The organism is Aeromicrobium terrae (assembly GCF_008039565.1).
GTDB classification, from domain to species: Bacteria; Actinomycetota; Actinomycetes; order Propionibacteriales; family Nocardioidaceae; genus Aeromicrobium; species Aeromicrobium terrae.
The window spans coordinates 600,847-625,937 of the sequence record NZ_VDUX01000001.1; the positions used below are offsets into that span (position 1 = coordinate 600,847).

A 25,091-nucleotide genomic window follows, 5' to 3' on the forward strand; every position below is an offset into this window, starting at 1 on the left:
ACCATGAGCGCGTGCCCCAGCTGCTCGGCGGCCCAGCCCGACGGCGCCCGGTTCTGCTTCAGCTGCGGGACGGCCCTGGCCGAGCCGACGTGCTCGTCCTGCGGCACCACCCTGGTCCCCGGTGCGCAGTTCTGCAGCGCGTGCGGCGCCGCCCAGGGAGCCGCTGCGGCACCGGCCGCCGTGCCGACCCCCGTCGCCTCCCGCCGCGTCACCAGCGTGCTGTTCGGCGACCTGGTCGGCTTCACCACGCTGTCGGAGGCCCGCGACCAGGAGGAGACCCGTGAGCTCCTCTCGCGCTACTTCGACGAGTGCCGCCGCATCATCGACCGCTACGGCGGCACGGTGGAGAAGTTCATCGGCGACGCCGTCATGGCCGTCTGGGGCGTCCCGACGGCCCACGAGGACGACGCCGAGCGCGCGGTCCGCGCCGGCCTGGAGCTGGTGAACGCCGTCTCGGCCGTGGGTGCCGACATCGGCGTCCCGGACCTGGCCATGCGGGTCGGCATCGTGACGGGCGAGGTGGCCGTCACGATCGGCGCCGAGCAGCAGGGCATGGTCGCCGGCGACGCCGTGAACACCGCCGCCCGCGTCCAGTCCGTCGCCGACGCCGGTCAAGTGTGGGTCGACGAGACCACGCGCCTGCTCACGTCGTCCGCGATCAGCTACCTCGACGTCGGCAGTCACGCCCTCAAGGGCAAGGCCGACCCCGTCCCGCTGTGGTCGGTCCGTGCGGTCGTGGCCGGCGTCGGCGGGTCCCAGCGCGCCGACGGGCTCGAGGCACCGCTGGTCGGCCGGGAGCGCGAGCTGCGCTTGGTCAAGGAGCTGTTCCACGCCGTGCACGAGTCCGGCCGGCCGAGCCTGCTCCTGATGCTCGGCGAGCCGGGGGTCGGGAAGTCGCGCCTCGCCTGGGAGTTCGAGAAGTACGTCGACGGGCTGAGCATGTCGGTGCGCTGGCACGCCGGCCGCTGCGTCGCCTACGGAGAGGGCCTCGCCTACTTCGCGCTGGCCGAGGCGATGCGGGCCCGCCTGCGCAGCCTCGCGCCGGAGGCCGACCAGGACGACCCGGACTCCCCCACCCTCGACCCTTCCCACCTGATGGAGCTGGGCCTCGACCGCTTCGTCCCGGACGCCGACGAGCGCGCCTGGCTCGGTCCCCGTCTCGGCGCCATGCTCGGCATCGGCTCGGTCGGCAGCTTCCCGCGTGAGGACCTGTTCGCCGCGTGGACCGTCTTCCTCGAGCGGGTCGGCGAGGGCAACCCGGTCGTCCTCGTCATCGACGACGCCCACCACGCCGACGACGGACTCCTCCAGTTCATCGAGCACCTGCTCGCGACCGGGACCTTCCCGTGCTTCGTCGTCCTCCTGAGCCGGCCGGGCCTGCTGGACGCGAACCCGACGCTCGCCACCAACCGGGCGGCGACGGTCAGCCACCTGCCGGCGCTGGGCGACGCCGACATGGCTGCCCTGCTCGACGGCCTCGTCGTCGGGCTGCCTGACGACGCGCGCGCCACGCTGGTCGAGCGGTCCGAGGGCATCCCGCTGTTCGCCGTCGAGACCGTCCGCTCGCTGATCGACCGCGACCTCGTCGTGCCACGGGGCGGGCAGTACGTGCTCGCGGACCCGGACGGGCTCGACCTCGACTCGATCGGTGCCCCCGCCTCGCTGCAGGCACTGGTGGCGGCGCGCCTGGACACGCTCGACCCCGAGCAGCGACGCCTCGTCGACCGCGCGAGCGTCATCGGCAACGTCTTCTCCCGAGACGAGATCGCCGAGCTCTGCCCCGAGATCGACGACATCGACGCCGTGCTCGACGGGCTCCTGCGCCAGCAGATCCTGAGCCGCATGGTCAGCCGCTTCAGTGCGGAGTACGGCCAGCTCCAGTTCGTCCAGTCGGTCATCCGGCAGGTCGCCTACGGAACGCTGTCACGTCGGGACCGCCGGGCGACCCACCTCGCCGTCGCCCGGCAGACCGAGGCGGCCGACGACGCCGCCGGCGAGCTCGCGCCGATCATCGCCCAGCACTACCTCGAGGCGATCGAGGCGCTGCCCACCGAGCCCGACACCGCCGAGCTGGAGGCCCTCGCGATCACCCACCTCGAGCGGGCCGCGAGCCGGGCCCGCTCCCTCGGCGCGATGACCGAGGCCGCGAACCACCTGCTGCTCGCGCTGGAGCACACCGGGGACCCGGCGACGCGCGCCCGCCTCGACTCCGCCGCCGCATCGGCGCTGCTGGACAAGGGCGACTACGAGGCCGCCGTCCCCCACGCGATCGCGGCCACGGAGACGTTCGACGGCCTGGGCGACCCGCGGTCGGCAGCCGTCGCCGCCTCGGTCCACGCACAGGCGCTGTCGACGACGGGCGACAATGCCGCCGCCGTCGCGATCGTCAGCCCGCGGTGGGACGAGCTGGTCGAGCGCAACGACGCCGACGAGGCGCTCCAGGAGCTGGGCCGCGTGCTGTCGTCGGCTGCCGGCCGGATCGGCCAGGACCGGACGGACGTGTACGACCGTCGGCTCCAGATCGCCGACAAGCTCGGCGACCGCGAGCAGATCGCCGAGGTCCTCAACGCGCTCGGCGTCAGGTACAACATCCTGGGTGCCGGAGAGATGTCGGCCGTGCTGGCCAGCGCCGCCGCCGACATCGCTCGCTCCGAGCACATCCCCGGGGTGCTCTCGCGCTGCCTGCTCAACCTCAACAGCTACTACACGACGATGAACCTGCCGCGGGCGATCGAGGCGGGGACCGAAGCGGTGGACGTCGCCGACCGGGCCGGTGTCGCGGTCTGGAAGGAGTTCGCGCTGGTGAATCTTTACCTCGCGCTCCTGTCCTCGGGTAGATGGGACGAGCTCGAGGAGCGCCTGGACCGCGAGGGCAGCCACCTCGCCGTGATGATCGCCATCGAGGTCGCCATCCGCGGCTTCCTGGGCGCGGCCCGGGGTGCACCCGTCGAGCTCCCCTGGGGCCCCGACGACCGCCCGCAGAGCGACGACCCCCTCGACGAGGGCTGGACGCTCTTCGCCGAGGGCACGGCCGCCCTGTCGCAGGGTCGCCCGGAGGAGGCGCTCGACCGCGCCGTCGCGTCGGCCGACATGTTCTACGGCGCGTCCGGCACGGCGGACGACTTTGTCCACCCCTGGCCGGTCGCGGTCGAGCTCGCGATGGAGCTCGGGGCGACGGAGACCCTGGCGCACCTCATGAGCGTCGTGGAGACGGCGACGACCCGGACCACCGTCCCGCTCTCGGTGCGCGCCCACCACCGTCGGTTCCAGGCGCTGCTCGCCCGGGACGCCGACCCGGACTCGGTGGAGGGGTTGCTCCGTCAGGCGATCGCCGAGCTGGACGAGTGGGGATCACGCCACTACACGGCGCGGGCGGAGGCCGACCTCGGCCTGTGGCTGCACCAGCTCGGCCGGAGCGACGAGGCGGAGCGGCTGCTTTCCCACGCGCGGTCGGTCCTGGCTGAGCTGGGTACGACGACCTGGCTGGAGCAGCTGGACCGTCAGAGCGCCACGTCGGCCTGATAGGCGGTCAGGACGGCGACGCACTCGACGTGGTGCGTCATGGGGAACAGGGCGAAGGCCCGCAACGAGTCGAGCCGGTACCCGGACTCGGCGAACGTGGCGACGTCGCGGGCCAGGGCCGCCGCGTCGCACGCCACGTAGACGACGCGGCGCGGGCCGAGGCTGACGATGTCGCCGACGGCGCGCTTGGCCCCGGTGCGCGGTGGGTCGAGCACGACGACGTCGGCGCGCTCCCCGACCTGGCCGGAGCGGAACGCCCGCTCCACCGTCTCGCCCACCAGCCGGACCGTCGGGCGGTCGTGCAGGTTGCGTCGTGCGTCGCGCGAGCCACCGGGGTCGGCCTCGACGCTGACGACCTCGCCGTCGGGGCCGGCGGCCTCGGCGAGGAACGCGGTGAACAGGCCCACACCCGCGTACAGGTCGACGACGCGGTCGCCGGGCCGCACCTCCGCGCCCTGCATCACGGCGTCAACCAAGGTCTGCGCCGCCGCGGGGTGGACCTGCCAGAACCCGGACCCGCTGACCCGGAACGGCACGCCGTGCACGTCCTCGGTGACCGCGGAGCGCTTCTCCTCCCCCACGACCAGCTGCTCGCCACGGGACGACACCACCACCTCGACGGCTTCTCGACCGGGCCAGCGCCGGTCCAGGACGTCGGGCAGTCCGGGATGCGCGATGAGGCACCGCTCGACCGGCACGACCTCGTGCGACCGGTGCTTGCGGAGCCCGGGGCGACCCTCTCCGTCGATCGCGTACGTCATGCGGGTGCGCCACCCGAGCTCGTCGCCGACCCGCTCGACCTCGCCGTCCCAGGTGATGCCGGCGAGACGAGCCAGCTGCTCGCGCACGACGTCGCCCAGCAGCTCGCGCTGCACCGCCGGGTCGACGTGCTGGAAGTCGCAGCCGCCGCAGGTGCCGGCGTACGGGCACGGCGGGTCGACGCGACCGGGTGCGGCCTCGATGACCTCGACGGCGTCGGCCCGCAGGAACCGCTTCGACTCCTCCGTCACCCGGATCCGCACGCGCTCGCCGGGGAGCGTGTGCCGGACGAAGACGACCTGACCGTCGAGCCGCGCCACGCAGTGGCCGCCATGGGCCACGGGGCCGACGTCGACGATCGGCAGCTCAGCCACCGCTGCGGGGGCCTCGGACCCCGCGTCGGACGTCGCCGGGCGCCGGTCGCTCCGGCCGCAGCTTGACCCGGCCGGCCGACTGCAGCTGGTACGGGACGCTCGTCACCATCACGCCCGGCATGAACAACAGGCGTCCCTTGAGCCGCAGCGCGGTCTGGTTGTGCAGCAGCTGCTCCCACCAGCGGCCGACGACGTACTCCGGGATGTAGACGGTGATCACGTCGCGCGGGCTGCTCTTGCGGACCTCCTTGACGTACCGGATCACCGGTCGCACCAGCTCGCGGTACGGCGACGACACGATCTTCAGCGGGACCGGGATGTCCAGCTCGTCCCAGCGCTGCCGCAGCGCCGCCGACTCCCCCGGGTCGAACTCGACGTACAGCGCCTCGAGCGTGTTCGGGCGCGAGACCCGCGCGTAGGCGAGGGCCCGCATCGTCGGCTTGTGCACCTTGCCCACGAGGACGATCGCGTGGACGCGCGACGGCAGCATGATGTCGGAGTCGTCGATCGCCAGCTCCTCGGCGATGAGCCGGTAGTGCCGCTCGATGCCCTTCATCAGCGTGAAGATCACGACCATGGCCAGGATCGCGATCCAGGCGCCGACGAGGAACTTGGTGATGAGCACGATCACCAGGACGGTGGCGGTCATCACGAGGCCGAACGCGTTGATGCCGCGCGACCGGAACATGCGCCGCCGCTCGCCGTGGTCCTCCTCCACGGCGAGCAGGCGGTTCCAGTGGCGGATCATGCCGGCCTGGCTGAACACGAACGACACGAAGACGCCGACGATGTACAGCTGGATCAGCCGGGTGACCTGGGCGTCGAACGCCTGGATCAGGACGATGGCGCCGACGGCCAGCAGGATGATGCCGTTGCTGAAGGCGAGCCGGTCGCCGCGGGTGTCGAGCTGGCGCGGCAGGTACCCGTCGCGGGCCAGGATCGAGGCGAGCACTGGGAAGCCGTTGAAGGCGGTGTTCGCCGCGAGGATCAGGATGACGCCGGTGGTGGCGATCGTGAAGTAGAACAGCGGCGGGACGTCGTGGTACAGCGCCTTGGCCACCTGGCCGATCACCGTCTGCTGTTCGTAGCCGTCGCCCACCGGCTTGCCGTTCAGCAGCAGCTGGCTCGGGTCCTCGACGTAGCGCAGGTGCATCAGGTCGGCGAGCACCAGCATGCTCATCAGCATCGTGATCGCGAGCGTGCCGAGCAGCAGCAGCGTGGTGGCCGCGTTCTGGCTCTTCGGCTTCCGGAACGCCGGCACGCCGTTGCTGATGGCCTCGACGCCGGTGAGGGCGGCGCAGCCCGACGAGAACGCGCGCGCCAGCAGGAACACCATCGCGATACCGGTGAGGGCGCCGTCGTACGGCGACTCGGCCGCGATGTCGAACTTCGCGCTCTCCGTCTGCGGGAGGTCGCCGAAGACATAGCGCGCGTAGCCCCACACGCCCATCAGAAGGATCGCGATCATGAACAGGTACGTGGGCACGGCGAACGCGGTGCCGGACTCCTTGGTGCCGCGCAGGTTCATCGCCATGAGCAGGATCACGAGCCCGGAGGCGGCCGCGGCCTCGTGCCCCTCGAGGGCGGGGATCGCGGACGTCGCGTTCTGCACGCCCGACGAGATCGACACCGCGACCGTCAGCACGTAGTCGACGAGCAGGGCGCTGCCCACCGTGAGCCCGGCGTTCCGGCCCAGGTTGACCGTGGCGACCTCGTAGTCGCCACCGCCGCTCGGGTACGCCCGGACGTTCTGCCGGTAGGACGCGACCACCGTCAGGAGCACCAGCGCGACGGCGAGACCGATGCGCCAGTTGAACTGGTAGGCGGTCAGCCCGCCGAGCGACAGGGTCAGGAAGATCTCGTCCGGCGCGTAGGCCACGGACGACAGCGCGTCGCTCGCGAACACCGGCAGCGCGACCCGCTTGGGGAGCAGCGTCTCCTCCAGCTGGGAGCTGCGGAGCTTACGCCCGACGAGCGCACGCTTGGTCACGTCGACGATGCCCACGGCGACGATCGTAGACCCGCTGATGGGGCCCCGTGGGGCGGTGTAGCGTCGCACCGTGCACATCGTGATCATGGGCTGCGGCCGGGTGGGTTCGACGCTCACGCGCAGCCTCGAGGAGCGGGGTCACACCACCGCCGTCATCGACTCCAATCCCGACGCCTTCCGGCGTCTCGGCCCGTCGTTCAAGGGCATCACCGTCACCGGGATGGGCTTCGACCGCGACGTCCTCGAACGGGCCGGTCTGCCGAAGGCCGACGGCTTCGCGGCGGTCTCCAGCGGCGACAACTCCAACATCATCTCCGCCCGCGTGGCGCGCGAGCAGTTCGGCGTGTCCAACATCGTCGCCCGCATCTACGACCCCGGCCGCGCCGAGGTCTACGAGCGCCTGGGCGTCCCCACCGTCGCCACCGTGCCGTGGGCGGCCGACCAGGTGCTCCGGCGGCTTCTGCCGGCCGGCTCGGAGCCGGCCTGGCGCGACCCGTCGGGCCAGCTGCGCCTCGACAACATCTACGCGCCGTTCGCCTGGATCGGCCAGGACCTGTCCCGGTTCGAGAAGGAGGCCGGCGTCCGCGTCGCGTACCTCACCCGTCTCGGCTCCGGGATGATCGCCCGCAGCGACACCGTCATCCAGGAGGGCGACTACCTCAGCGTCTTCATGCTCGAGTCCGACGCGGAGCGGGTGCACGCCGCGATCGCGTCCGGCCCCGAGGAGGACTGATGCGGGTCGCCATCGCCGGAGCCGGCGCCGTCGGCCGCAGCGTCGCCCTCGAGCTCATCGACAACGGCCACCAGGTCCTGCTCATCGACAAGTCCCCGGCGTCCATCCGCTCGGAGGCGGTGCCGGAGGCGCAGTGGCTGCTCGCCGACGCGTGCGAGCTGTCGTCGCTCGAGGAGGCCCAGCTCGAGACGTGCGACGTCGTCATCGCCGCCACCGGCGACGACAAGGCCAACCTCGTCATCTCCCTGCTGGCCAAGACCGAGTTCTCCGTGCCCCGCACCGTCGGCCGCGTCAACCACCCCAGCAACGAGTGGCTGTTCAGCGAGTCGTGGGGCGTCGACGTCTCCGTCTCCACGCCGCGCCTGATGTCGGCGCTCGTGGAGGAGGCGGTCACGGTCGGCGACCTCGTCCGCCTGTTCACGTTCCGCCAGAGCAACACCAACCTGGTCGAGCTGACGATGCCGGACCACTCCCCGTTCGTCGGCCAGCGCGTCCGCGACGTGCCGTGGCCGCAGGACGTCGTGCTCGTCGCGATCCTGCGCGACAACGCGATCCAGACGCCCGACCAGGACCGGTCGCTCGAGGCCGGCGACGAGCTGCTGTTCGTCTCCCCCGAGGACGCGGAGGACGACCTCGGGCAGCTCCTCTCGCCCAAGGACTAGGGCGCCGACTCCAGCGGGGTCCGGTCGCGGCTGAGCAGCCAGGCCATGGCCGCGAACGCGGCGAGCTGCAGCGGCCAGCCCAGGACGATCTTGGTGGTGCCCAGCAGGGCGATGTGGTCGCCGAGGTAGAGCGGGTACTGCACGAGGACCCGCAACACGCAGGGCAGCGCGAACAGCCACGTCATCTGGGCGCACAGGCGCACCATCGCCTTGTCGCGGTGCCACGCCGTGGGGTCGCCGGTGATGCTGCCGATCATGAAGCCGACCAGCGGCCAGCCGATCAGGATCGAGATCACGAACACGGCCGCGTAGGCGCCGTTGTAGAGGATGCCGGGCAGGAAGACGTCGCGGGCCTCGCCGGAGCGGGACGCGAACACCGCCGCGATGCCGATGCCGAACAGCGCGTTGAGGACGAACTGCACGGTGGTCCGCTGGACCAGCCGGATCACGAGCAGGACCACCGTGACGCCGATGCTGAGGATCAGCGACGGTCGTAGCTCGTGGGTGATGACGTACGTGAGCGTGAACAGCACCGTGGGGACCGCGCCCTCGACGATGCCGCGCCGTCCGCCGAGCGCCTCGGACAGCTTCGTCCGGATCAGGTGCTCGACGGTGTCATGAGCCGCCCGCGGCCCGGCACCCCCGCCGGTCTCGTGGGCGGACGCCTCATGCGCCGACGCCTCGTCGTCGTCGAAGATGCTCTCGGGGGACTCGGGGCCCAGGTGCCGGGGACGACTCGAGTCGTCGGAGGTCATGCCTCGAGCTCGTACGCCGGGTTGTAGAGCACGCGCTCCGAACCCCGGCGGCCGATGCGGCCGTGCGCCGTGAGGCGACGTCCGGCGTCCACACCCTCGATGGTGCGGCGACCCAGCCAGATCAGCGTGATGGTGTCGGACCCGTCGTACAGCTCGGCCTCCAGCGCCGTGACGCCGTCCACCGGGCGCAGCGTCACGGACCTCAGGGTCCCGTGCACCGTGGCCATGCAGCGGTCGGGCTGCGCCTTGATCAGGGAACAGCCGGCCTTGGCGGCGTCCTCCTGGAGCTCGTCGGCCTCCTGGTGCTCCAACGAGAGCTTTTCGAGGGTCCGACTGAAGAGTCCTGACATGCTTCAAGTGTAGGCCGCGGCACGGCTCACTGTGGGGTGGACTCCACCACATCGAGCCCTTCTCCGAACGTGATCAGAAGGGCCTCTCGCGGGGCCATCGGCTCGTCGCCGCGGACCACGATGACGTCGCGCAGCGCGTGCATGAGCAGGCTGTTGTCGTCGGGATCCAGCGCCTCGCGGCCGAGGAACGTGGCACGCAGCATCCAGCGGGGCCCCTCGATGCCGAGGATGCGGCTGGGCTGGAACCCGGCCTCGCCGTCCGGCAGCGTCACGGGGATGCGGACGCGCAGCTCCGGACCGAAAGGACCGTCCGCCGGCTCGCACTCGCCGTCGAGGCGCATCGCCTCGAGCTCGAGGTCCGCGCGGACGTCGTCCCACAGGCCGCCGGACCGGGCGTCGGCGAACGCGCGCAGCTCCAGCCCCGACTCCTCCGCGACCAGCACGACCGAGCCCATCGTCCCGTCCGCGTCGTCGGTGGGCACCTGCAGGGAGAAGCCGGGGTTGCCTCGCACCCAGAGCGAGCCGAGGTCGAGGTAGCTGGGGTCGTCGTCCGGGGACCGCTCGGTGGAGTCCCACGGGCCGTCGGCTCGCAGGTTCGTGGACGGGGCTGCCGGGGGGGTCTCCGGCTCCGCGTCGGTGCTGTCCTCGTCCTGGCGACGGCGTCGCATGGTCATGCCCCCTCGTGAGCGGTGTGTCCGGTGGACCCGTAGCCGCCGGTGCCGCGCACGGACTCCGGCAGGGCGTCCACCTCCACGAAAGCAGCCTGCTCCACACGTTGCACGACGAGCTGGGCGATGCGGTCGCCGCGGGACAAGGAGATCGACTCGTGCAGGTCGTGGTTGACCAGCAGGACGGCGATCTCGCCGCGGTACCCGGCGTCGATCGTGCCCGGCGTGTTGACGACCGACAGACCGTGGCGCAGGGCGAGCCCGGAGCGCGGGTGGACGAACGCCGCGTAGCCCTCGGGCAGGGCGATCGCGATGCCCGTGGGCACGAGCGCCCGCTCCCCCGGCGCCAGCGTGACGTCGATCGTGGTCACGAGGTCCGCCCCCGCGTCGCCGGGTCGTGCGTACGTCGGCAGCGGCAGATCGGGATCCAGACGCGTGATGCTCACCTCGACCATGCGCGCGACGATACCGGCGGGTCCGCCCGCCGGGTGATGCGGCAGTCTGGGGTGGTGAGCACCTATCGGGAGCGGCTGACGGCCCCGGCGTCGTGGTGGGTCACGGCGCTCGTGTTCGGCCTCGTGTGCGGCTGGATCGTGCTGGTCGCCACCACGTGGCCGATCGGCATCGTGGCCGCGGTCGTCGGCACCGCGGTCGCCGCCGGACTGGTCTGGGCCTACGGCTCGGTGGCGATCATCGCCGGCCCGGACGGGCTCGACGTCGCGGGCACCCGGCTCCCTCCGGAGCACCTCGGGACCGTCGTCGCCCTCGACCGCCGGGCGTTCCGTGACCGCCTCGGTCCGGACGCCGACGCCCGGGCCTGGCTGCGCACCCGGCCCTACGTCGACGGCGGCATCCTGGCCGAGGTCACCGACCCCGCGGACCCGACGCCCTACTGGCTCGTCTCGTGCCGCCGACCACAGGCGGTCGTCGACGCGTTGGGACACACTGAAGACGCATCGACGACGAACGGAGACGCGCACCGTGGCGAAGAAGAAGGCTGACGGCAAGGCCAAGAAGGTGAAAGGCAGTCCCGGCAGCAAGGGCGCCTGGAAGCTGATGGACCGCGGCTCCACCATCGCGGCTGGGCTCCTCGCCCGCGAGGTCTCCGCCCTCACCTGGCGCGTCGCCACCGGCAAGAAGCCACCCACGAGCGACCGGCACCCCGACACCGAGGTCAAGGAGGCCGTTGCCTGGGCCGTGGTGGGCGGCGCGCTCGCCGAGCTCGTCCGCGTCCTGGTGCGTCGCTCCACGGCCACGTACTACGTCAAGTCCACCGGACACCTGCCCCCGGGCATGAAGCCCCTGAAGACGACGGAACCGACTCTCGAGGAGTCGGCTCAGACGGTGAAGAAGGCTGGAAGGAAGCTCAGCCGGCGCAGTCGCGGCAGATGAGCACGCCCTTCTTCTCGCTCGCCAGCTGGCTGCGGTGATGCACCAGGAAGCATGACGAGCAGGTGAACTCGTCGGACTTCTTCGGGACGACCTGGACGGCCAGCTCCTCGTGCGACAGGTCGGCGCCGGGCAGCTCGAAGTTCTCGGCAGCCTCGACCTCGTCCTCGTCGACCTTGCCGGAGCTCTTCTCGTGACGACGCGCCTTCAGCTCCTCGATGGAGTCCTCGGACTGCTCATCGTCGGTCTTGCGCGGTGCGTCGTAGTCGGTCGCCATGGACCCTCCTGCTTCGTGACACTCGTGGGATCAACCGGCGCGATTGTTCCACACGGGTCAAGGACCCGGTCGCCGCGCTCGGCACTCAGAACCCACAAGCACGCACGAGGGCGAAATATTCCTCTGCTATCGCGGGATGCGCGGCCATGACGAGGCGCTCGTCGGGCCCGTCGGTCAGGCCGGCGAGCAGCATGCCCGACTCGGCCGCCACGAGGCCGCCGGCGGCGAGGTCCCAGGGGCCGAGACCTTGCTCGACGAACACGTCGAGACGGCCCTCGGCGAGCCAGCAGAGGTTGAGCGCCGCCGACCCGGTGCGGCGGATGTCGCGCACGTGCGGGAGCAGCCGGGCGACGGCCGGGCCCTGCTTCTCCCGGAGCTCTCGCCGGTAGTGGAACCCGGTGCCGACGAGGGCATGGGCGACGGACTCCGGCGCGGGCGCGCGCAGCATCCGGCGGTCGTCGCCGACGTGCCGCCAGGCGCCGGCGCCGGCCACCGCGCCCCACTCCTCGCCGGAGACGACGTTGACGACGTGCCCGGCCACCACGCGTCCGTCACGGCGGGCCGCGATGGACACCGCGTACTCCGGGATGCCGTAGACGAAGTTGACCGTGCCGTCGATCGGGTCGACGACCCACTCCACCCCGGTCGCGCCGGGGACGTCGTCGCCCTCCTCGCCGACGAAGCCGTCGTCGGGCCGCGCTGCCAGGATCCGCTCGCGCACCAGCGCCTCGCAGGCGCGGTCGATCTCGGTGACGGCGTCCGTGGGGCTGGACTTGGTCGCGGCCACCTGGACCCGGCCCTCGGGACGGCTCGCCGCGACGAAACGGGCGGCCTCCAGCCCGACCTCGCGGGCCAGCGACTGCAGGGCGGCGTCGACCAGGTCGGGTGCTGGGGTCACGGGACGGTGGGCAACGGGGCCCGCAGGTTGACGCAGCAGTCCATCGGGCAGACGTCCGGGTTGGGCGGCATCTCTCCGACGACGGACCGCAGGGGCCCCTCGCCGCGCTCGACGGCCGCGCGCTCGAGCACGAGACCCCGCACCATCTCGACGAACGCCGGGTGCGTGCCCGGGGTGTCGACGCGGTCGTACCGCAGGCCGAGCTCCTTGGCCGTGGCCGCCGCCTCGGTGTCGAGGTCGTAGATGACCTCCATGTGGTCGGAGACGAACCCGATCGGCACGACCACCACGGACCGGACGCCGCTCGCCGCGAGGTCACGCAGCTCGTCGTTGATGTCGGGCTCGAGCCACGGGACGTGCGGGGAGCCGGACCTCGAGCAGTAGACCAGGCTCGACCGCAGCGCGCCGGCGCCCTCGGCGACCAGGCGGGCGACCTCCTCGTGCTGCTGCCGGTAGGCGTGCACGCCCGGGCCGCCGCTCGCCGCGTCCATCGCGGTGGGGATCGAGTGCGTGACGAAGACGACGTGGGTGCCGGCCGGCGCCTCGGCCAGCGCCGCGGCCGTGGCCTCCACGAACGGCGTCACGAAGCCGGGGTGGTTGAAGTAGAGGCGTAGCCGGGTGAGCCCGACCTCGTCGAGGCCGGCGTGCGCGTCGAAGAGGTCCTCGCGGTACTGACGGCAGCCGGAGTAGGAGGAGTAGGCACTGGTGACGAGGTAGGCGGCGTTGCGCACGCCGTCGTTCGCCATCTGCCGCATCGCGTCGCGCAGGTACGGGTCCCAGTTCCGGTTGCCCCAGTAGATCGGCAGATCGATGCCGTGGTCGGCGAAGTCCTTGCGGATGGCGTCGATGAGCTCGCGGTTCAGGTCGTTGATCGGCGATCGTCCGCCGAAGAGGTGGTAGTGCTCGCCGACCTGCTCGAGCCGCTCGCGCGGGATGCCGCGACCTGCGGTGACGTTCTCCAGGAACGGCAGGACGTGGTCGGGATGCTCGGGTCCACCGAACGACACCAGGAGCAGCGCGTCGAACGGGCTGACATCCATGGGCGCATCGTCTCACGCGGTGGGTAGGGTGCCGTCAGGAGAGGCAGGGAGGGATCCGGGGTGTCCGAGTACCGACGTGTTCTCTCCACGCCCGGAGCCGTGGCGTTCAGCTCCTCCGCGGTGGTCGCCCGGCTCCCGTTGTCGATGACCGCCTTGGGCATCGTGCTCCTCGTCGCGGAGCAGTCCGGCTCCTACGGACGGGCCGGCCTCGTGTCCGCGTCGTACATCCTGGCGGCGGCGGCCTTCGCGCCCGCTCAGGGACGCCTGGTCGACCGGGTCGGGCAGGCCCCGGTGCTCTGGGCCGGCGGCGCGGCGTACGCCGTCGGCATGACGCTCACGATCGTCGCCATCCACCAGGGCTGGGCCGTCCCGTGGCCGCACCTGTGCGCGGCCGCCGCCGGCCTGGTCACGCCGCAGACGGGCAACCTCGTGCGCACCCGGTGGGCCCACGCGCTCCCCGACCGCTCGCTGCTCAGCACCGCGTTCGCCATCGAGGCGGTGCTCGACGAGGTCGTGTTCATCGTCGGCCCGATCCTCGTCACCGTCCTGACGCTCCACGTCGCCGACGTCGCCGGGCTCACCGCCGCCACCGCGGCAGCCGTCGTCGGCTCGTGGTGCCTGGCGCTGCAGCGTCGCACCGAGCCGCCCACGGTCGCCCACGACGGCACCGGCCGCCCACCGATGGGCTGGCACGTCGTCGGACCGCTCGTCGCGGTCACGCTGGGCATCGGCGTGCTGTTCGGGTCCACCGAGGTCATCGTCGTCGCGTTCTGCGACGAGAAGGACGCCACCTCGGCCACCGGTCTCGTGCTGGCAGCCTGGGCGGCAGGCAGCCTCCTGGCCGGCCTCGTCGTCGGCGCACTGCCCGGGTCGGCCGATCCCCTGCACCGATTCCGGTGGTGCCTGCTCGGTCTCGGGCTGCTGTTCGCTCCCCTGCCGGCCCTGCCGAACGTCGCCACCCTGGCCGTCGGGATCTTCCTCGCCGGCGCGGCGATCTCGCCCACGCTGATCGAGGCGATGCGTCTCGTCGAGATCAACGTGCCCGCCCAGCGGCTGACCGAGGGACTGGCGTGGACCACCCTCGGGCTGGCCGTCGGCGTGGCGCCCGGGGCGGCCGTCGCGGGCCGGGTCATCGACGCCGAGGGCGCGTCGACGGCGTTCCTGATCCCCCTCGTCGCGGGCCTCGTTGCCACCGCGATCTCGTGGACCATCCGGCCCACGAACCCGCCCTCCGCCAACCACTCCGATCCGCCTGCCCGGAGCGTCGTGCTCGGGCCGACCAACCATTAACCTGGGGCATGCCATGACCGATCTTCCCCTCGCCGAACGAAGCATCGACCTCGTCCGGTCCTGGACGGATCCCTCGCGCAAGGGGCGGCGCCGCACCGAGCCCGCCGCGCGCCGCCTCGCACACCTCCTGCAGGACCCGCACGGACTCGACTTCACCATCGGCTTCGTCGACCGGGTGGTGCGGCCGGAGGACAACCGCGTCGCGGCCCGCAACCTGCGCCGGCTCGCCAAGCACACGCCGAAGTTCCTGCCGGTCAGCCAGCGGTTCCTGCTCAAGCTCGGCGCCCTCGCCTCCGTCCTGACGCCCGGCCTCGTGGTGCGCACGGCACGCAAGCGGCTGCGCGGCATGGTCGGCCACCTCGTCCTCGACGCCCGCCCGGCCCAGCTCGGCCGCAGCATCCAGAAGCTGCGCAAGAAGGGCGACCGGCTGAACATCAACCTGCTCGGCGAGGCCGTCCTCGGCGAGCGTGAGGCGTCGCGGCGCCGCGACCGCACCGTCGGGCTGCTCGAACGCGACGACGTCGACTACGTCTCGGTCAAGGTGTCCGCCGTCGCCAGCCAGCTGTCCATGTGGGCGTTCGACGAGACCGTCGACCGGGTGGTCAAGCGGCTGCAGCCCCTGTACGCCCTCGCCGCCGACGAGGGGGGCTTCGTCAATCTCGACATGGAGGAGTACCGCGACCTCGACCTGACGGTGGCCGTCTTCACCCGGGTCCTCGAGGACTACCCCGACCTCGAGGCCGGCATCGTCCTGCAGGCCTATCTGCCCGACGCGCTCGGCGCGATGCAGACCCTGCAGGAGTGGGCCGCCAAGCGCCGGGCCCGCGGCGGAGCGCCCATCAAGGTGCGCCTGGTCAAGGGCGCCAACCTCGCCATGGAGCGCGTCGACGCGGCCGTCCACGGCTGGCCGCTCGCCACCTGGGGCTCCAAGCAGGAGACCGACACCAACTACAAGCGGGTGCTCGGCTGGGCCCTCACCCCTGAGCGCGTCGACGCAGTGCGGATCGGCGTGGCCGGCCAGAACCTGTTCGACATCGCCTACGCCTGGCTGCTCGCCGGCGACCGCGGCGTCCGCGAGGCCATCGACTTCGAGATGCTCCTGGGCATGGACTCCGGTCCGATCTCGGCCGTGCGCGACGAGGTCGGCGAGCTCCTTCTCTACACCCCGGTCGTGCACCCAGAGGAGTTCGACGTCGCGATCTCCTACCTCGTGCGGCGGCTCGAGGAGAACGCCAGCAGCGAGAACTTCATGTCGGTCGCCTTCGACCTCGGCAAGTCCCCGGAGGCGTTCGACCGCGAGGCGAGCCGCTTCCTGGCGTCGGTGAAGGCGCTCGACGACACCGTCCCCACCCCGAACCGCGTGCAGGACCGTCGCAACGAGCACATCTCCCTGCACACCGACGGCTTCGCCAACACTCCCGACACCGACCCGTCCACCGAGGGCAACCGCGAGTGGGGCCGCCTCGCACTCTCCCGGTCCACGTACACCCAGCTCGGGCTGGACACCATCGACGCGGGCCACATCTATGGCCCGGCGAGCCTCGAGACGCTCGTCCGGCAGACCCGTGAGGCCGGCGCCCGGTGGGCCGCCCGCGGGGCAGACGTCCGCGCCTGGATCCTCCACCAGGCCGGTGCGGCGATCGCCGCTCGGCGCGGTGAGCTCGTCTCCGTCATGGCGGCCGAGACCGGCAAGACCATCGCCGAGGCCGACGTCGAGGTCAGCGAGGCCATCGACTTCGCGCACTACTACGCCGAGTCGGCCCGACGTCTCGAGGTCGTCGACGGTGCCGTCTTCGAGCCGGCGCACCTGACCGTCGTCACTCCCCCGTGGAACTTCCCGGTCGCCATCCCGGCCGGCTCCGTCCTGGCGGCCCTCGCGGCCGGCAGCGGCGTCGTCATCAAGCCGGCACCGCAGAGCCCGCGCTGCGCCGCCGTGATGATCGAGGCGCTGTGGCGCGCCGGCGTGCCGCGCGACGTGCTGCGCCTGGTCTCCATGCCCGAGGGAGCGCTGAGCCAGTCGCTCGTCGCGCACCCGGGCGTCGACCGCGTCATCCTCACCGGCGGCTGGGAGACGGCCAAGCTGTTCCGGTCGTGGCGCAACGACCTTCCGCTGCTCGCCGAGACCAGCGGCAAGAACGGCATCGTCGTCACCCCGAGCGCCGACCTCGACCACGCCGTCGCCGACCTCGCCAAGAGCGCGTTCGGGCACGCCGGGCAGAAGTGCTCGGCCGCCAGCCTCGGCATCCTCGTCGGCTCCGTCGGCCGGTCGGAGCGGTTCGAGCGGCAGCTCCTCGACGCCGTGTCCTCGCTCGTCGTCGGGTGGCCCGACGACCCCGAGGTCGCCATGGGACCGGTCATCGAGCCGCCCAAGGGGAAGCTGCTCGAGGCCCTCACCGTCCTCGACGAGAGCGAGGAGGACCGCTGGCTGCTGGAGCCGCGCAAGCTGGACGCGTCCGGACGGCTCTGGTCGCCGGGCATCCGCATCGGAGTCCGGCCCGGCAGCGCGTTCCACCAGACCGAGTACTTCGGCCCGGTGCTCGGCCTGATGCACGCCAAGAACCTCGACGAGGCGATCGAGTGGCAGAACGCCACCGACTTCGGCCTGACCGCAGGCATCCACTCCCTCGACCCGGACGAGGTCAACGAGTGGATCGAGCGGGTCGAGGCCGGCAACCTCTACGTGAACCGCGGCATCACCGGGGCCATCGTCCAGCGACAGCCGTTCGGCGGCTGGAAGCGCTCGTCCGTCGGCGCCACCAGCAAAGCCGGCGGCCCCAACTACCTGACCCACCTCGGCAGCTGGCGGTCCCGCACGCTGCGGTCGGCGCCCGCCGTCGACCTGTCCCCCGAGGTCACCGAGGTGCTCGAGAAGGCGGCCACGGTCCTGCGTCCTGAGGAGCTCGAGGCCGTGCGGGCCGCCGCCGGCTCCGACCAGAAGGCGTGGTCGCGCGAGTTCGGCATCCACAAGGACGTCACCGGGCTCGGCGTCGAGCGGAACGTCTTCCGCTACCTGCCGGTCCCGGTCACTGTCCGCAGCGACGGCTACCTGCCCGACCTCGTCCGTGTCGTCCTGGCGGCCACGCGGGCCGGGTCGGACATCTCGGTGAGCGTGCCGGAGGCCCTGCCGAGCGGCTTCCCGGTGCCGCACGTCGTCGAGACCCGCGAGGAGTGGCTGTCGCGCGTCGCCACGGAGCGGCCGGCGCGGGTGCGCCTGCTGGGCGTCCCGTCCGGCGAGGTGTCGGCGGCCGTCGAGGGCGACCCGGACGTCGCGCTGTACCCGGGCGAGGTCACGCAGTCCGGCCGCGTCGAGCTCCTGCCGTTCCTCCGGGAGCAGGCCATCTCCATCACGAACCACCGGTTCGGCAACCCGGACCCGTCGTTCGAGGCGGTCCTCCCCCGCGTCTGACACGCCGAAGTCGTCGGCGCGTCGTCCCGGCTGGGGAGTGCCCCGTCCCTACGATGGATTTCAGGACGAATCTGGAGGCATTCATGCGCGAACTCGGTCTCGACGGACTGAGCGAGGACGGACGGTTCCTCATCGCGCGCCACGCCCCCACCAACGAGACGTTCCACATCCGTGCCGATCGCCGTCTCTCTTCCCTGATCGACGCCTCCACCCGCATCCGCAGCGGCAGCCCGTCCGGCCAGTTGGAGATCACGATGGAAAGCACCCTCAGTCCCCGAGACATCCAGACCCGCATCCGTCGTGGCGAGAGTCCCGACGAGGTCGCCGAGGCGGCCGGAGTGCCGGTGGAGCAGATCAGCGCGTTCGCCGCGCCGGTGCTCGCCGAGCGCGAGTTCATGTGCGAGCAGGCGCGGAAGACCACCGTGCGCCGCAAGCACGTGGGCGGCACCGGCATGCCCCTCGGCACTCTGGTCGACGAGAAGGTGGCCGCCGAGGGCGGCGTGCCGGACGAGATCGTCTGGGACTCGTGGCGTCGTGAGGACGGGCGCTGGACCGTCGTCGCCACCATCGCCGACGCCGACCAGCCCGCGACCTTCCTGTTCGACGTGAAGGGCCGCTACGTTCTCCCGGCCGACGAGGTCGCGCACGACCTGGTGGGCGACGTCGCGCTTCCCGAGGACTCCTCCGACATGGCCATCGCCGACGTCCTCCGCGAGGAGGCCGTGGCCGCGGAAGCACCGGCGGTGGAGACCGAGCCCGACGAGATCGTCCCGGACGTCGAGTCCGAGGAGTTCCACGCCGCGGTGTCGTCGCTCAAGGAGGCCCGCGACCGCAAGGCCATGGAGCAGATGGCGATCGCCGACGAGGAGGCCGACGCCGCCGAGGCCGAGCGCCAGGAGCAGCAGCTCACCGACGACGTCGGCCAGGTCGAGATCACCCTCGAGCAGGACATCGCCGTCCCCGACACGATGCCCCGCAAGAAGAAGCACGAGCGCCGCCGCGTCCCCAGCTGGGACGAGATCATGTTCGGCGGCAAGGACGACTGACGCCCCGTCTTCGCGAAATGTGACGCCCAGGGCGTTATCGGGCGCCCATGACGCTCTCCACGTCACATGTCGACGACTGTGGACCGGCGCGATGACATCTCCACCTCGACTCGGCTAGGTTCGTGGCGTTCTGAATCGGGGGGTTCATGCGCATCGTCACGCTCGCCATCGCCGGCCTGCTGCTCTTCTCGGGGTGCTCCAGTGACCCCAGACCGATCGAGCCGCCGAGGAAGTCCGCTACTCCGACGCTCGCGCCTCCAGACCTTCCGAATGAGGCGAAGAAGGACACCCCCAGTGGGGCAGCAACCTTTGTCGGATTTTGGGTATCTGCCTTCAACTACGCCGCCAAGACCGGTGACGGACATCTGATGGTCAAGCACGCGCCCAAATGCAAGCCGTGTCGCGAATACGCCGGTGACTTCAAATCGCTCAAACAGTCTGAACGGCCTAAGGGCGCAGCATGGACGCTAAATGACGTTCGGGTAGGCGGGAGCAGAGATCCAATCGAAGTCGTGACGGAGGTCAAAGTCGAGGGAGAAAAGGCTCTCGTACCACTCACCTTCGTTCTCAATGACCACGCCCCGTTCCAGCTCGTCGACATCTACCGGCGAGGCACCTGATGCCTAACATCACCACTCTCCTCATTTCCGCCGCCTTGTTCTCAGTGCTGACCCCGTCTGATGTCGACGTCTCTCCTTCCGGGTGGTCGCCGAGCGTTCGCGTGGAGGTGAAGAACGCAAAGCCGGCGGCCGCGCATTCCGGGGCAAACAGGGTTCGAGTCGTACCGTCGTATCCGCTGCGCTGCTTTGGGGCATACGAGCCAGATCGTTCGCGGTATCGCTGCGCTCTTCGGGAATTCAATGGAGCACCGGAACGACTTGATCGCGCTGCGATCGAGCGCGCCGTCCGGGAGATCCCGATGCCGGCGTTGCGGGCGCGGGTCCAGCCGACGGACGAGGTGCTGGTCAACATCCCGACGATCTTCTACACCGAGCCGCAGACGCTGCGACGAACCGTGACGCTCCTGGGGCACCAGGTCTCCGTCATCGCACGGCCCGTCGTGTACACGTGGCATCACGGGGACGGGACGACGGCCCGCACGAGTCGGCCGGGGCGGCCCTACCCGGCGAAGGACGTCACGCACCGCTACCGCGACACCGGCGAGAACCTTCGGATCGGCGTCGACACCAGCTACGCCGTCACCTACACGGTCGACGGCGGGCCACGCCAGGAGCTGTCCGGCACCCTCACCGCCGTCGGCCCGACCACCACCATCGACGTCACCGAGGCCAGCCCGATCCTCACCCGCTGAGGGCCGATCGCTCCGGTGCAACAATGGCCAGATGCGTATCGCCCATCACATCGTCGAGCTCGTGGGCAACACCCCGCTCGTAGAGCTGACGAGCGTCGTCCCCGCAGGATCTGCGACCGTGGCGGCCAAGATCGAGTACCTGAACCCCGGCGGCAGTGCGAAAGACCGGATCGCCCTGAAGATGGTCGAGGAGGCCGAGAAGTCCGGCGCCCTCAAGCCTGGCGGGACGATCATCGAGCCCACCTCCGGCAACACCGGCGTCGGCCTGGCCCTCGTCGCGCAGCAGCGCGGCTACCGCTGCATCTTCGTCTGCCCCGACAAGGTCAGCGAGGACAAGCGCAACACGATGCGCGCCTATGGCGCCGAGGTCCACGTGTGCCCCACGGCCGTCCCGCCCGAGCATCCGGACAGCTACTACAGCGTCTCCGACCGGCTCGTCCGTGAGATCGACGGCGGGTGGAAGCCCGACCAGTACTCCAACCCGGCCGGTCCCCAGAGCCACTACGAGACCACCGGTCCGGAGATCTGGGCCGACACCGACGGCAAGATCACGCACTTCGTCGCGGGCGTCGGCACCGGCGGCACCATCACCGGCGCCGGCCGCTACCTCAAGGAGGTCTCCGACGGTCGCGTCAAGGTCATCGGCGTCGACCCCGAAGGCTCCGTGTACTCCGGCGGCAGTGGCCGCCCGTACCTCGTCGAGGGCGTCGGCGAGGACTTCTGGCCCAGCGCCTACGACCCCGAGATCCCCGACGAGATCATCGCCGTCAGCGACGCCGACTCCTTCGACATGACCCGGCGCCTGGCCCGCGAGGAGGCCCTGCTCGTCGGCGGCTCGTGCGGCATGGCGGTCGTCGCCGCCCTCGAGGTCGCCGAGCGCGAGGGCCCCGACGCCCTCGTCGTGGTGCTCCTGCCCGACGGCGGCCGCGGCTACCTCTCCAAGATCTTCAACGACGACTGGATGTCGTCCTACGGCTTCCTCCGGACGCCGCTCGACAGCCACACCGACCGGCCCGACGTCGGCCAGCTGCTCCGCCGCAAGACCGGCAGCATGCCCGACCTCGTGCACACGCACCCGTCGGAGACCATCCGCGACGCGATCGAGATCCTGCGCGAGTACAACGTGTCGCAGATGCCGGTCGTCGGTCCCGAGCCGCCGGTCGTCATCGGCGAGGTGGCCGGCTCCGTGAGCGAGCGCGAGCTGGTCAGCGCCGTCTTCGAGGGTCGTGCGCTCCTCACCGACCCCGTGTCCAAGCACATGGAGGCACCGCTCCCCCTGCTCGGCGCCGGCGAGGACCTCGACGCCGCCCTCAAGGCGCTCAGCGAGAGCGACGCCGTGATGGTCGTCGAGGACGGCAAGCCGCTCGGCGTCCTCACCCGCCACGACCTCCTGGGGGTGCACGTATGAGCGACGACGAGAAGGGCTTCGCCACCCGCGCGATCCACGCCGGCTTCGAGCCTGACCCGCAGACCGGTGCCGTGAACGTCCCGATCTACGCGTCCTCGACGTTCGCGCAGGACGGCGTGGGCGGCATGCGCGGCGGCTACGAGTACGCCCGCACCGGCAACCCGACGCGCACCGCGCTCGAGGCCAACCTCGCCGCGCTCGAGGGCGGGTCGTACGGCCGGGCGTTCAGCTCCGGCATGGCCGCCACCGACACGGCGCTGCGCGCGATGCTGCGCCCCGGCGACCACCTCGTCATCCCCGACGACGCCTACGGCGGCACGTTCCGGCTGATCGACAAGGTGTTCACGCACTGGGGCATCACCTACTCCACCGTGGCCGTGGACGACCCGACCGCCGTCCGCGACGCCATCACCGACGCCACGAAGGTCGTCTGGATCGAGACGCCCACCAACCCGCTGCTGAACATCGCCGACATCGCCGCGATCGCCGAGGTGAGCCAGGAGGCCGGCACGAAGCTGGTCGTGGACAACACGTTCGCCTCGCCGTACCTGCAGCAGCCGCTGGCGCTCGGCGCCGACGTGGTCCTGCACTCCACCACCAAGTACCTCGGCGGTCACTCCGACGTCGTCGGCGGCGCGCTCGTCACGAACGACGCCGAGCTGCACGACGCGTTCGGCTTCCTGCAGAACGGCGCGGGCGGCGTGCCCGGCCCGTTCGACGCCTACCTCACGATGCGCGGCGCGAAGACGCTCGCCGTCCGCATGGAGCAGCACTGCACCAACGCCGAGGCCGTCGTCGACCTGCTGGCCGGCCACTCCGCGATCGCCACGGTCATCTACCCCGGGCTTGACGAGCACCCGGGCCACGACGTCGCCAAGCGCCAGATGCGCCGCTACGGCGGCATGGTGTCGGTGCGGCTGGCCGGGGGACGTCAGGCGGCGCTCGACCTGTGCGCTCGCACCGAGATCTTCACGCTGGCGGAGAGCCTCGGTGGCATCGAGTCGCTGATCGAGCACCCAGGAGCGATGACGCACGCGTCGACGGCCGGATCCGCGCTCGAGGTGCCCGACGACCTGGTCCGCCTGAGTGTCGGCATCGAGGACACCGCCGATCTGCTGGCAGACCTCGAGCAGGCACTGGGCTAACCGGTCTGCCGGCCGTCGTCGACGATCTCGGCGTCGACGGTGAAGTCGAGCTCCGGACGCTCGAGGTCCTGGAACGCGATGAACTCCTCCTGGGTCAACGGCTTGGTCTGAGCGTCGATGACGCGTGGTGACGCGATGATCTTGGTCTCGTCCACCTGGTCGAGCTTGCGCGCGGTGACCAGCACCCGCTGCTCTAGGGAGCTGGCGAAGCTGTTGTAGCTGGTGACCGTGGACTCGATGGACCGGCGGAGCTTCTCGGCGTGCTCGGCCAGCTTGGACAGACGCGCGTACAGGACCTTGCCCAGGTCGAAGAGGTTCTTGGCGTCCTCGGTGAGGACCTCCTGCTGCCAGGTGAACGCAACGGTCTTCAGGATGGCCCAGAGATTGGTGGGGGTGGCCAGGAGAACGCCCTTCGCGAACGCGTGCTCCATGAGGCCCGGGTCGGCATCGAGAGCCGCGTTCAGGATCGACTCGTTCGGGATGAAGGCCACAGTGAACTCCGGGCTGGCCGCCAGTCCGGACCAGTACTGCTTGCTCGCCAGCGCGTCGACGTGGCCCTTGACCTGACGGGCGTGCTGAACCAGGTGCTGCGCCCGATGCTCCTCGGAGATGTCCGGACGGTTGGCCTCGATGAAGGCGGAGTACGGCACCTTCGCGTCGACGGCGTACTGCTTCCCTCCGGGGAGGTTGATCACCATGTCAGGCCGCCGCGCGCCGGACTCCGCCTCGATCGACTCCTGGGTCGAGAAGTCGACCCGCCGCAGCAGGCCGGCGGACTCCACCAGCGACTTCAGCTGCGTCTCGCCGTACACGCCACGCACGGAGTTGTTGCGCAGCGCCGACGCGAGCGTCTCCGCGGCCAGCTTGGACCGCTCGGCCGTCTCGCGGGTGACCTTGAGCTCCTGGGCCAGCACGCCGTGCTGCTGGTTGCGCTGGGACTCCAGGTCGACGACGGTCTTCTGCATCGCGCGCAGGTTCTCCGAGATGGGCGCCAGCTGCTGCAGCACCTTGTTCTCGGCGCGGTCGGACTCCGCCCGCTGCAGCGCCTCGCGGCGGGCCTGCTCCAGCGCGTCCTGCAGGCCGGCGATCGACGCCTCGGCCGCCGCCAGCTCACGGCTGACCTCGGCCCGGGCCTCCGCCTCCTCCTGCCGCAGCTGGGCCACGACGGCCTGGTGGCGAGCCTCGAGGACCGCCGGATCGGCGGCAGATGCGCTGGTCACAGCGTTGCTCCGGCCCAGCGTCCATCCGACGAGGGCGCCGAGCACGAGTCCGAGAAGCAGCACACCGACGAGTTCCATGCCGTCAGTCTGACCCGGACCTCCGACAACATCGTGGAGCCGCGTCGGCGTGCCGGGAATCGCTACGCTCGCAGCATGGCCCAGCTGCGACGACGCCTGTTCGGGGAGATGTCGTGGCTCCAGGTGCTCGCGGGTGCGCTCGCGGCGATGATCGCCGCCTGGGCAGCCTCGCGCCTCGGCGTCGCCGGCACGATCATCGGGGCGGCGCTGGGCAGCCTCGTGGCCACCGTCAGCTCGGCGTTCTTCGCCCGCACCCTGGAGACCGGCCGCACGCTGCTGGTCCAGACCGAGCGCGGCACCGTCATCGAGAAGCACCTCGAAGAGGGCGAGTCGGTCACGGAGGCGTTCGAGGAGGTCGCCGACGTCGCCGCCCAGCCGCGCGGCGCCCGCGTGGTCGACGACCGCTCCGGCGTCCACTGGCCCACGGTGCTGGTCACGAGCGTCGTCGTGCTGGTGATCGCCATCGGCACCATCACCGTCTACGAGCTGGTCGTCGGCAAGGAGTGGGGCACCAACGACAAGGGCACCACCATCGGCAAGACCTTCGGCGGCGGCGGCTCCTCCAAGGACGACGACGAACCGGACCCGACGCCCACCCCGACGGTGCCCACCACGACCCTGACGACGCCGATCCCCACCGACGTCACGCCGTCCCCGAGCCCGACCCTGAGCACCACCCCGCCGACCCCGTTCCCGACCGACCCGGGCAAGACGTCCCCCACCCCGGAATGAGCGGACCACCGCCGGTGTTGAGCCGGGCGAACCTCGG

At 71.2% G+C, this 25,091-nt stretch carries 23 protein-coding genes; 13 read left to right on the forward strand and 10 right to left on the reverse strand.

Features of this window, described 5'->3' with window-relative positions:
- Positions 1–3 precede the first annotated feature (3 nt).
- Positions 4–3,522: an adenylate/guanylate cyclase domain-containing protein gene (locus tag FHP06_RS02945; RefSeq protein ID WP_147683588.1), complete on the forward strand. Its 3,519-nt coding sequence runs from the start codon at positions 4–6 to the stop codon at positions 3,520–3,522.
- Here the strand turns inward: FHP06_RS02945 and FHP06_RS02950 are convergent.
- Positions 3,501–4,655, reverse strand: a complete 1,155-nt coding sequence (locus FHP06_RS02950) for a class I SAM-dependent RNA methyltransferase (protein ID WP_147683590.1) — start codon at positions 4,653–4,655, stop codon at positions 3,501–3,503. The two genes, FHP06_RS02945 and FHP06_RS02950, sit on opposite strands and share 22 nt — an antisense overlap.
- A complete protein-coding gene (locus FHP06_RS02955; RefSeq protein ID WP_230973385.1) occupies positions 4,648–6,660 on the reverse strand; it encodes an APC family permease in 2,013 nt (670 codons plus the stop codon). Before FHP06_RS02955 ends, FHP06_RS02950 begins: the two co-directional genes overlap by 8 nt.
- Positions 6,661–6,715: 55 nt before the next feature.
- Between FHP06_RS02955 and FHP06_RS02960 the strand changes: the two genes are divergently transcribed.
- A complete protein-coding gene (locus FHP06_RS02960; RefSeq protein WP_147683592.1) occupies positions 6,716–7,378 on the forward strand; it encodes a potassium channel family protein in 663 nt (220 codons plus the stop codon).
- Positions 7,378–8,040 (forward strand): potassium channel family protein, encoded by a 663-nt coding sequence (locus FHP06_RS02965; protein WP_147683594.1) that lies wholly within the window; start codon positions 7,378–7,380, stop codon positions 8,038–8,040. Before FHP06_RS02960 ends, FHP06_RS02965 begins: the two co-directional genes overlap by 1 nt.
- On the opposite strand, the gene FHP06_RS02970 is transcribed toward FHP06_RS02965, so the two are convergent.
- The 4 genes from FHP06_RS02970 to dut are packed head-to-tail and all read right to left on the reverse strand — an operon-like array spanning position 8,037 to position 10,268.
- The gene (locus FHP06_RS02970) at positions 8,037–8,795 is read right to left on the reverse strand and encodes a DUF3159 domain-containing protein (protein WP_147683596.1); all 759 of its coding nucleotides are present in this window, start codon (positions 8,793–8,795) and stop codon (positions 8,037–8,039) included. The genes FHP06_RS02965 and FHP06_RS02970 overlap by 4 nt on opposite strands.
- Complete coding sequence (locus FHP06_RS02975; protein WP_147683598.1) at positions 8,792–9,145, reverse strand: OB-fold nucleic acid binding domain-containing protein; 354 nt, start codon at positions 9,143–9,145, stop codon at positions 8,792–8,794. Before FHP06_RS02975 ends, FHP06_RS02970 begins: the two co-directional genes overlap by 4 nt.
- A gap of 26 nt (positions 9,146–9,171) precedes the next feature.
- Complete coding sequence (locus FHP06_RS02980) at positions 9,172–9,819, reverse strand: DUF3710 domain-containing protein (protein WP_147683599.1); 648 nt, start codon at positions 9,817–9,819, stop codon at positions 9,172–9,174.
- Positions 9,816–10,268 carry a dUTP diphosphatase gene (gene dut, locus FHP06_RS02985; protein WP_147683601.1) on the reverse strand — a complete coding sequence of 151 codons (453 nt, stop codon included), beginning with the start codon at positions 10,266–10,268 and terminating at the stop codon, positions 9,816–9,818. Before dut ends, FHP06_RS02980 begins: the two co-directional genes overlap by 4 nt.
- 54 nt (positions 10,269–10,322) lie before the next feature.
- Here dut and FHP06_RS02990 point away from each other — a divergent pair, with 54 nt between their 5' ends.
- Together FHP06_RS02990 and FHP06_RS02995 are read left to right on the forward strand one after the other, a co-directional pair.
- Positions 10,323–10,814 carry a DUF3093 domain-containing protein gene (locus FHP06_RS02990; protein ID WP_187271750.1) on the forward strand — a complete coding sequence of 164 codons (492 nt, stop codon included), beginning with the start codon at positions 10,323–10,325 and terminating at the stop codon, positions 10,812–10,814.
- The gene (locus FHP06_RS02995; RefSeq protein WP_147683605.1) at positions 10,795–11,205 is read left to right on the forward strand and encodes a DUF4235 domain-containing protein; all 411 of its coding nucleotides are present in this window, start codon (positions 10,795–10,797) and stop codon (positions 11,203–11,205) included. Before FHP06_RS02990 ends, FHP06_RS02995 begins: the two co-directional genes overlap by 20 nt.
- Here FHP06_RS02995 and FHP06_RS03000 read toward each other — a convergent pair.
- From FHP06_RS03000 to FHP06_RS03010, 3 genes are all read right to left on the reverse strand, one after another.
- Positions 11,180–11,479, reverse strand: coding sequence for a DUF4193 domain-containing protein (locus FHP06_RS03000; RefSeq protein WP_147683606.1), 300 nt, complete (start codon positions 11,477–11,479; stop codon positions 11,180–11,182). The genes FHP06_RS02995 and FHP06_RS03000 overlap by 26 nt on opposite strands.
- Positions 11,480–11,564: 85 nt before the next feature.
- Positions 11,565–12,377 carry an inositol monophosphatase family protein gene (locus FHP06_RS03005; protein ID WP_147683608.1) on the reverse strand — a complete coding sequence of 271 codons (813 nt, stop codon included), beginning with the start codon at positions 12,375–12,377 and terminating at the stop codon, positions 11,565–11,567.
- Positions 12,374–13,417 (reverse strand): ferrochelatase, encoded by a 1,044-nt coding sequence (locus FHP06_RS03010; RefSeq protein ID WP_147683610.1) that lies wholly within the window; start codon positions 13,415–13,417, stop codon positions 12,374–12,376. Before FHP06_RS03010 ends, FHP06_RS03005 begins: the two co-directional genes overlap by 4 nt.
- A gap of 60 nt (positions 13,418–13,477) precedes the next feature.
- Here FHP06_RS03010 and FHP06_RS03015 point away from each other — a divergent pair, with 60 nt between their 5' ends.
- The 7 genes from FHP06_RS03015 (at position 13,478) to FHP06_RS03045 (ending at position 23,024) form a co-directional block, all read left to right on the forward strand.
- On the forward strand, positions 13,478–14,707 hold the full coding sequence (locus FHP06_RS03015) for an MFS transporter (RefSeq protein WP_147683612.1): 1,230 nt from the start codon (positions 13,478–13,480) through the stop codon (positions 14,705–14,707).
- A gap of 13 nt (positions 14,708–14,720) precedes the next feature.
- Positions 14,721–18,113 carry a proline dehydrogenase family protein gene (locus tag FHP06_RS03020; RefSeq protein ID WP_147683614.1) on the forward strand — a complete coding sequence of 1,131 codons (3,393 nt, stop codon included), beginning with the start codon at positions 14,721–14,723 and terminating at the stop codon, positions 18,111–18,113.
- A gap of 83 nt (positions 18,114–18,196) precedes the next feature.
- A complete protein-coding gene (sepH, locus tag FHP06_RS03025) occupies positions 18,197–19,159 on the forward strand; it encodes a septation protein SepH (protein WP_187271751.1) in 963 nt (320 codons plus the stop codon).
- Positions 19,160–19,305: 146 nt separating this feature from the next.
- The gene (locus FHP06_RS03030) at positions 19,306–19,779 is read left to right on the forward strand and encodes a DUF6318 family protein (protein WP_147683618.1); all 474 of its coding nucleotides are present in this window, start codon (positions 19,306–19,308) and stop codon (positions 19,777–19,779) included.
- A 299-nt stretch (positions 19,780–20,078) separates the two neighbouring features.
- A complete protein-coding gene (locus FHP06_RS03035) occupies positions 20,079–20,471 on the forward strand; it encodes a hypothetical protein (protein WP_147683620.1) in 393 nt (130 codons plus the stop codon).
- 31 nt (positions 20,472–20,502) lie between these two features.
- On the forward strand, positions 20,503–21,879 hold the full coding sequence (locus FHP06_RS03040) for a cystathionine beta-synthase (RefSeq protein ID WP_147683622.1): 1,377 nt from the start codon (positions 20,503–20,505) through the stop codon (positions 21,877–21,879).
- On the forward strand, positions 21,876–23,024 hold the full coding sequence (locus FHP06_RS03045; RefSeq protein WP_147683624.1) for a cystathionine gamma-synthase: 1,149 nt from the start codon (positions 21,876–21,878) through the stop codon (positions 23,022–23,024). Before FHP06_RS03040 ends, FHP06_RS03045 begins: the two co-directional genes overlap by 4 nt.
- Here the strand turns inward: FHP06_RS03045 and rmuC are convergent.
- Positions 23,021–24,322 (reverse strand): DNA recombination protein RmuC, encoded by a 1,302-nt coding sequence (rmuC, locus tag FHP06_RS03050; protein WP_147683626.1) that lies wholly within the window; start codon positions 24,320–24,322, stop codon positions 23,021–23,023. The two genes, FHP06_RS03045 and rmuC, sit on opposite strands and share 4 nt — an antisense overlap.
- 75 nt (positions 24,323–24,397) lie before the next feature.
- Between rmuC and FHP06_RS03055 the strand changes: the two genes are divergently transcribed.
- Positions 24,398–25,054, forward strand: a complete 657-nt coding sequence (locus tag FHP06_RS03055) for a hypothetical protein (protein WP_147683628.1) — start codon at positions 24,398–24,400, stop codon at positions 25,052–25,054.
- Positions 25,055–25,091: the final 37 nt, after the last annotated feature.

Bases quoted from the DNA above. Each gene is read 5' to 3' on its own strand.
- FHP06_RS02945 (WP_147683588.1), top strand. From the start codon at position 4: ATGAGCGCGTGCCCCAGCTGCTCGGCGGCCCAGCCCGACGGCGCCCGG.
- FHP06_RS02965 (WP_147683594.1), top strand. From the start codon at position 7,378: ATGCGGGTCGCCATCGCCGGAGCCGGCGCCGTCGGCCGCAGCGTCGCC.
- FHP06_RS02970 (WP_147683596.1), bottom strand. From the start codon at position 8,795: ATGACCTCCGACGACTCGAGTCGTCCCCGGCACCTGGGCCCCGAGTCC.
- FHP06_RS02975 (WP_147683598.1), bottom strand. From the start codon at position 9,145: ATGTCAGGACTCTTCAGTCGGACCCTCGAAAAGCTCTCGTTGGAGCAC.
- FHP06_RS02980 (WP_147683599.1), bottom strand. From the start codon at position 9,819: ATGACCATGCGACGCCGTCGCCAGGACGAGGACAGCACCGACGCGGAG.
- dut (WP_147683601.1), bottom strand. From the start codon at position 10,268: ATGGTCGAGGTGAGCATCACGCGTCTGGATCCCGATCTGCCGCTGCCG.
- FHP06_RS03000 (WP_147683606.1), bottom strand. From the start codon at position 11,479: ATGGCGACCGACTACGACGCACCGCGCAAGACCGACGATGAGCAGTCC.
- FHP06_RS03010 (WP_147683610.1), bottom strand. From the start codon at position 13,417: ATGGATGTCAGCCCGTTCGACGCGCTGCTCCTGGTGTCGTTCGGTGGA.
- FHP06_RS03020 (WP_147683614.1), top strand. From the start codon at position 14,721: ATGACCGATCTTCCCCTCGCCGAACGAAGCATCGACCTCGTCCGGTCC.
- sepH (WP_187271751.1), top strand. From the start codon at position 18,197: ATGCGCGAACTCGGTCTCGACGGACTGAGCGAGGACGGACGGTTCCTC.
- FHP06_RS03030 (WP_147683618.1), top strand. From the start codon at position 19,306: ATGCGCATCGTCACGCTCGCCATCGCCGGCCTGCTGCTCTTCTCGGGG.
- FHP06_RS03035 (WP_147683620.1), top strand. From the start codon at position 20,079: ATGCCGGCGTTGCGGGCGCGGGTCCAGCCGACGGACGAGGTGCTGGTC.
- FHP06_RS03040 (WP_147683622.1), top strand. From the start codon at position 20,503: ATGCGTATCGCCCATCACATCGTCGAGCTCGTGGGCAACACCCCGCTC.
- FHP06_RS03045 (WP_147683624.1), top strand. From the start codon at position 21,876: ATGAGCGACGACGAGAAGGGCTTCGCCACCCGCGCGATCCACGCCGGC.
- rmuC (WP_147683626.1), bottom strand. From the start codon at position 24,322: ATGGAACTCGTCGGTGTGCTGCTTCTCGGACTCGTGCTCGGCGCCCTC.
- FHP06_RS03055 (WP_147683628.1), top strand. From the start codon at position 24,398: ATGGCCCAGCTGCGACGACGCCTGTTCGGGGAGATGTCGTGGCTCCAG.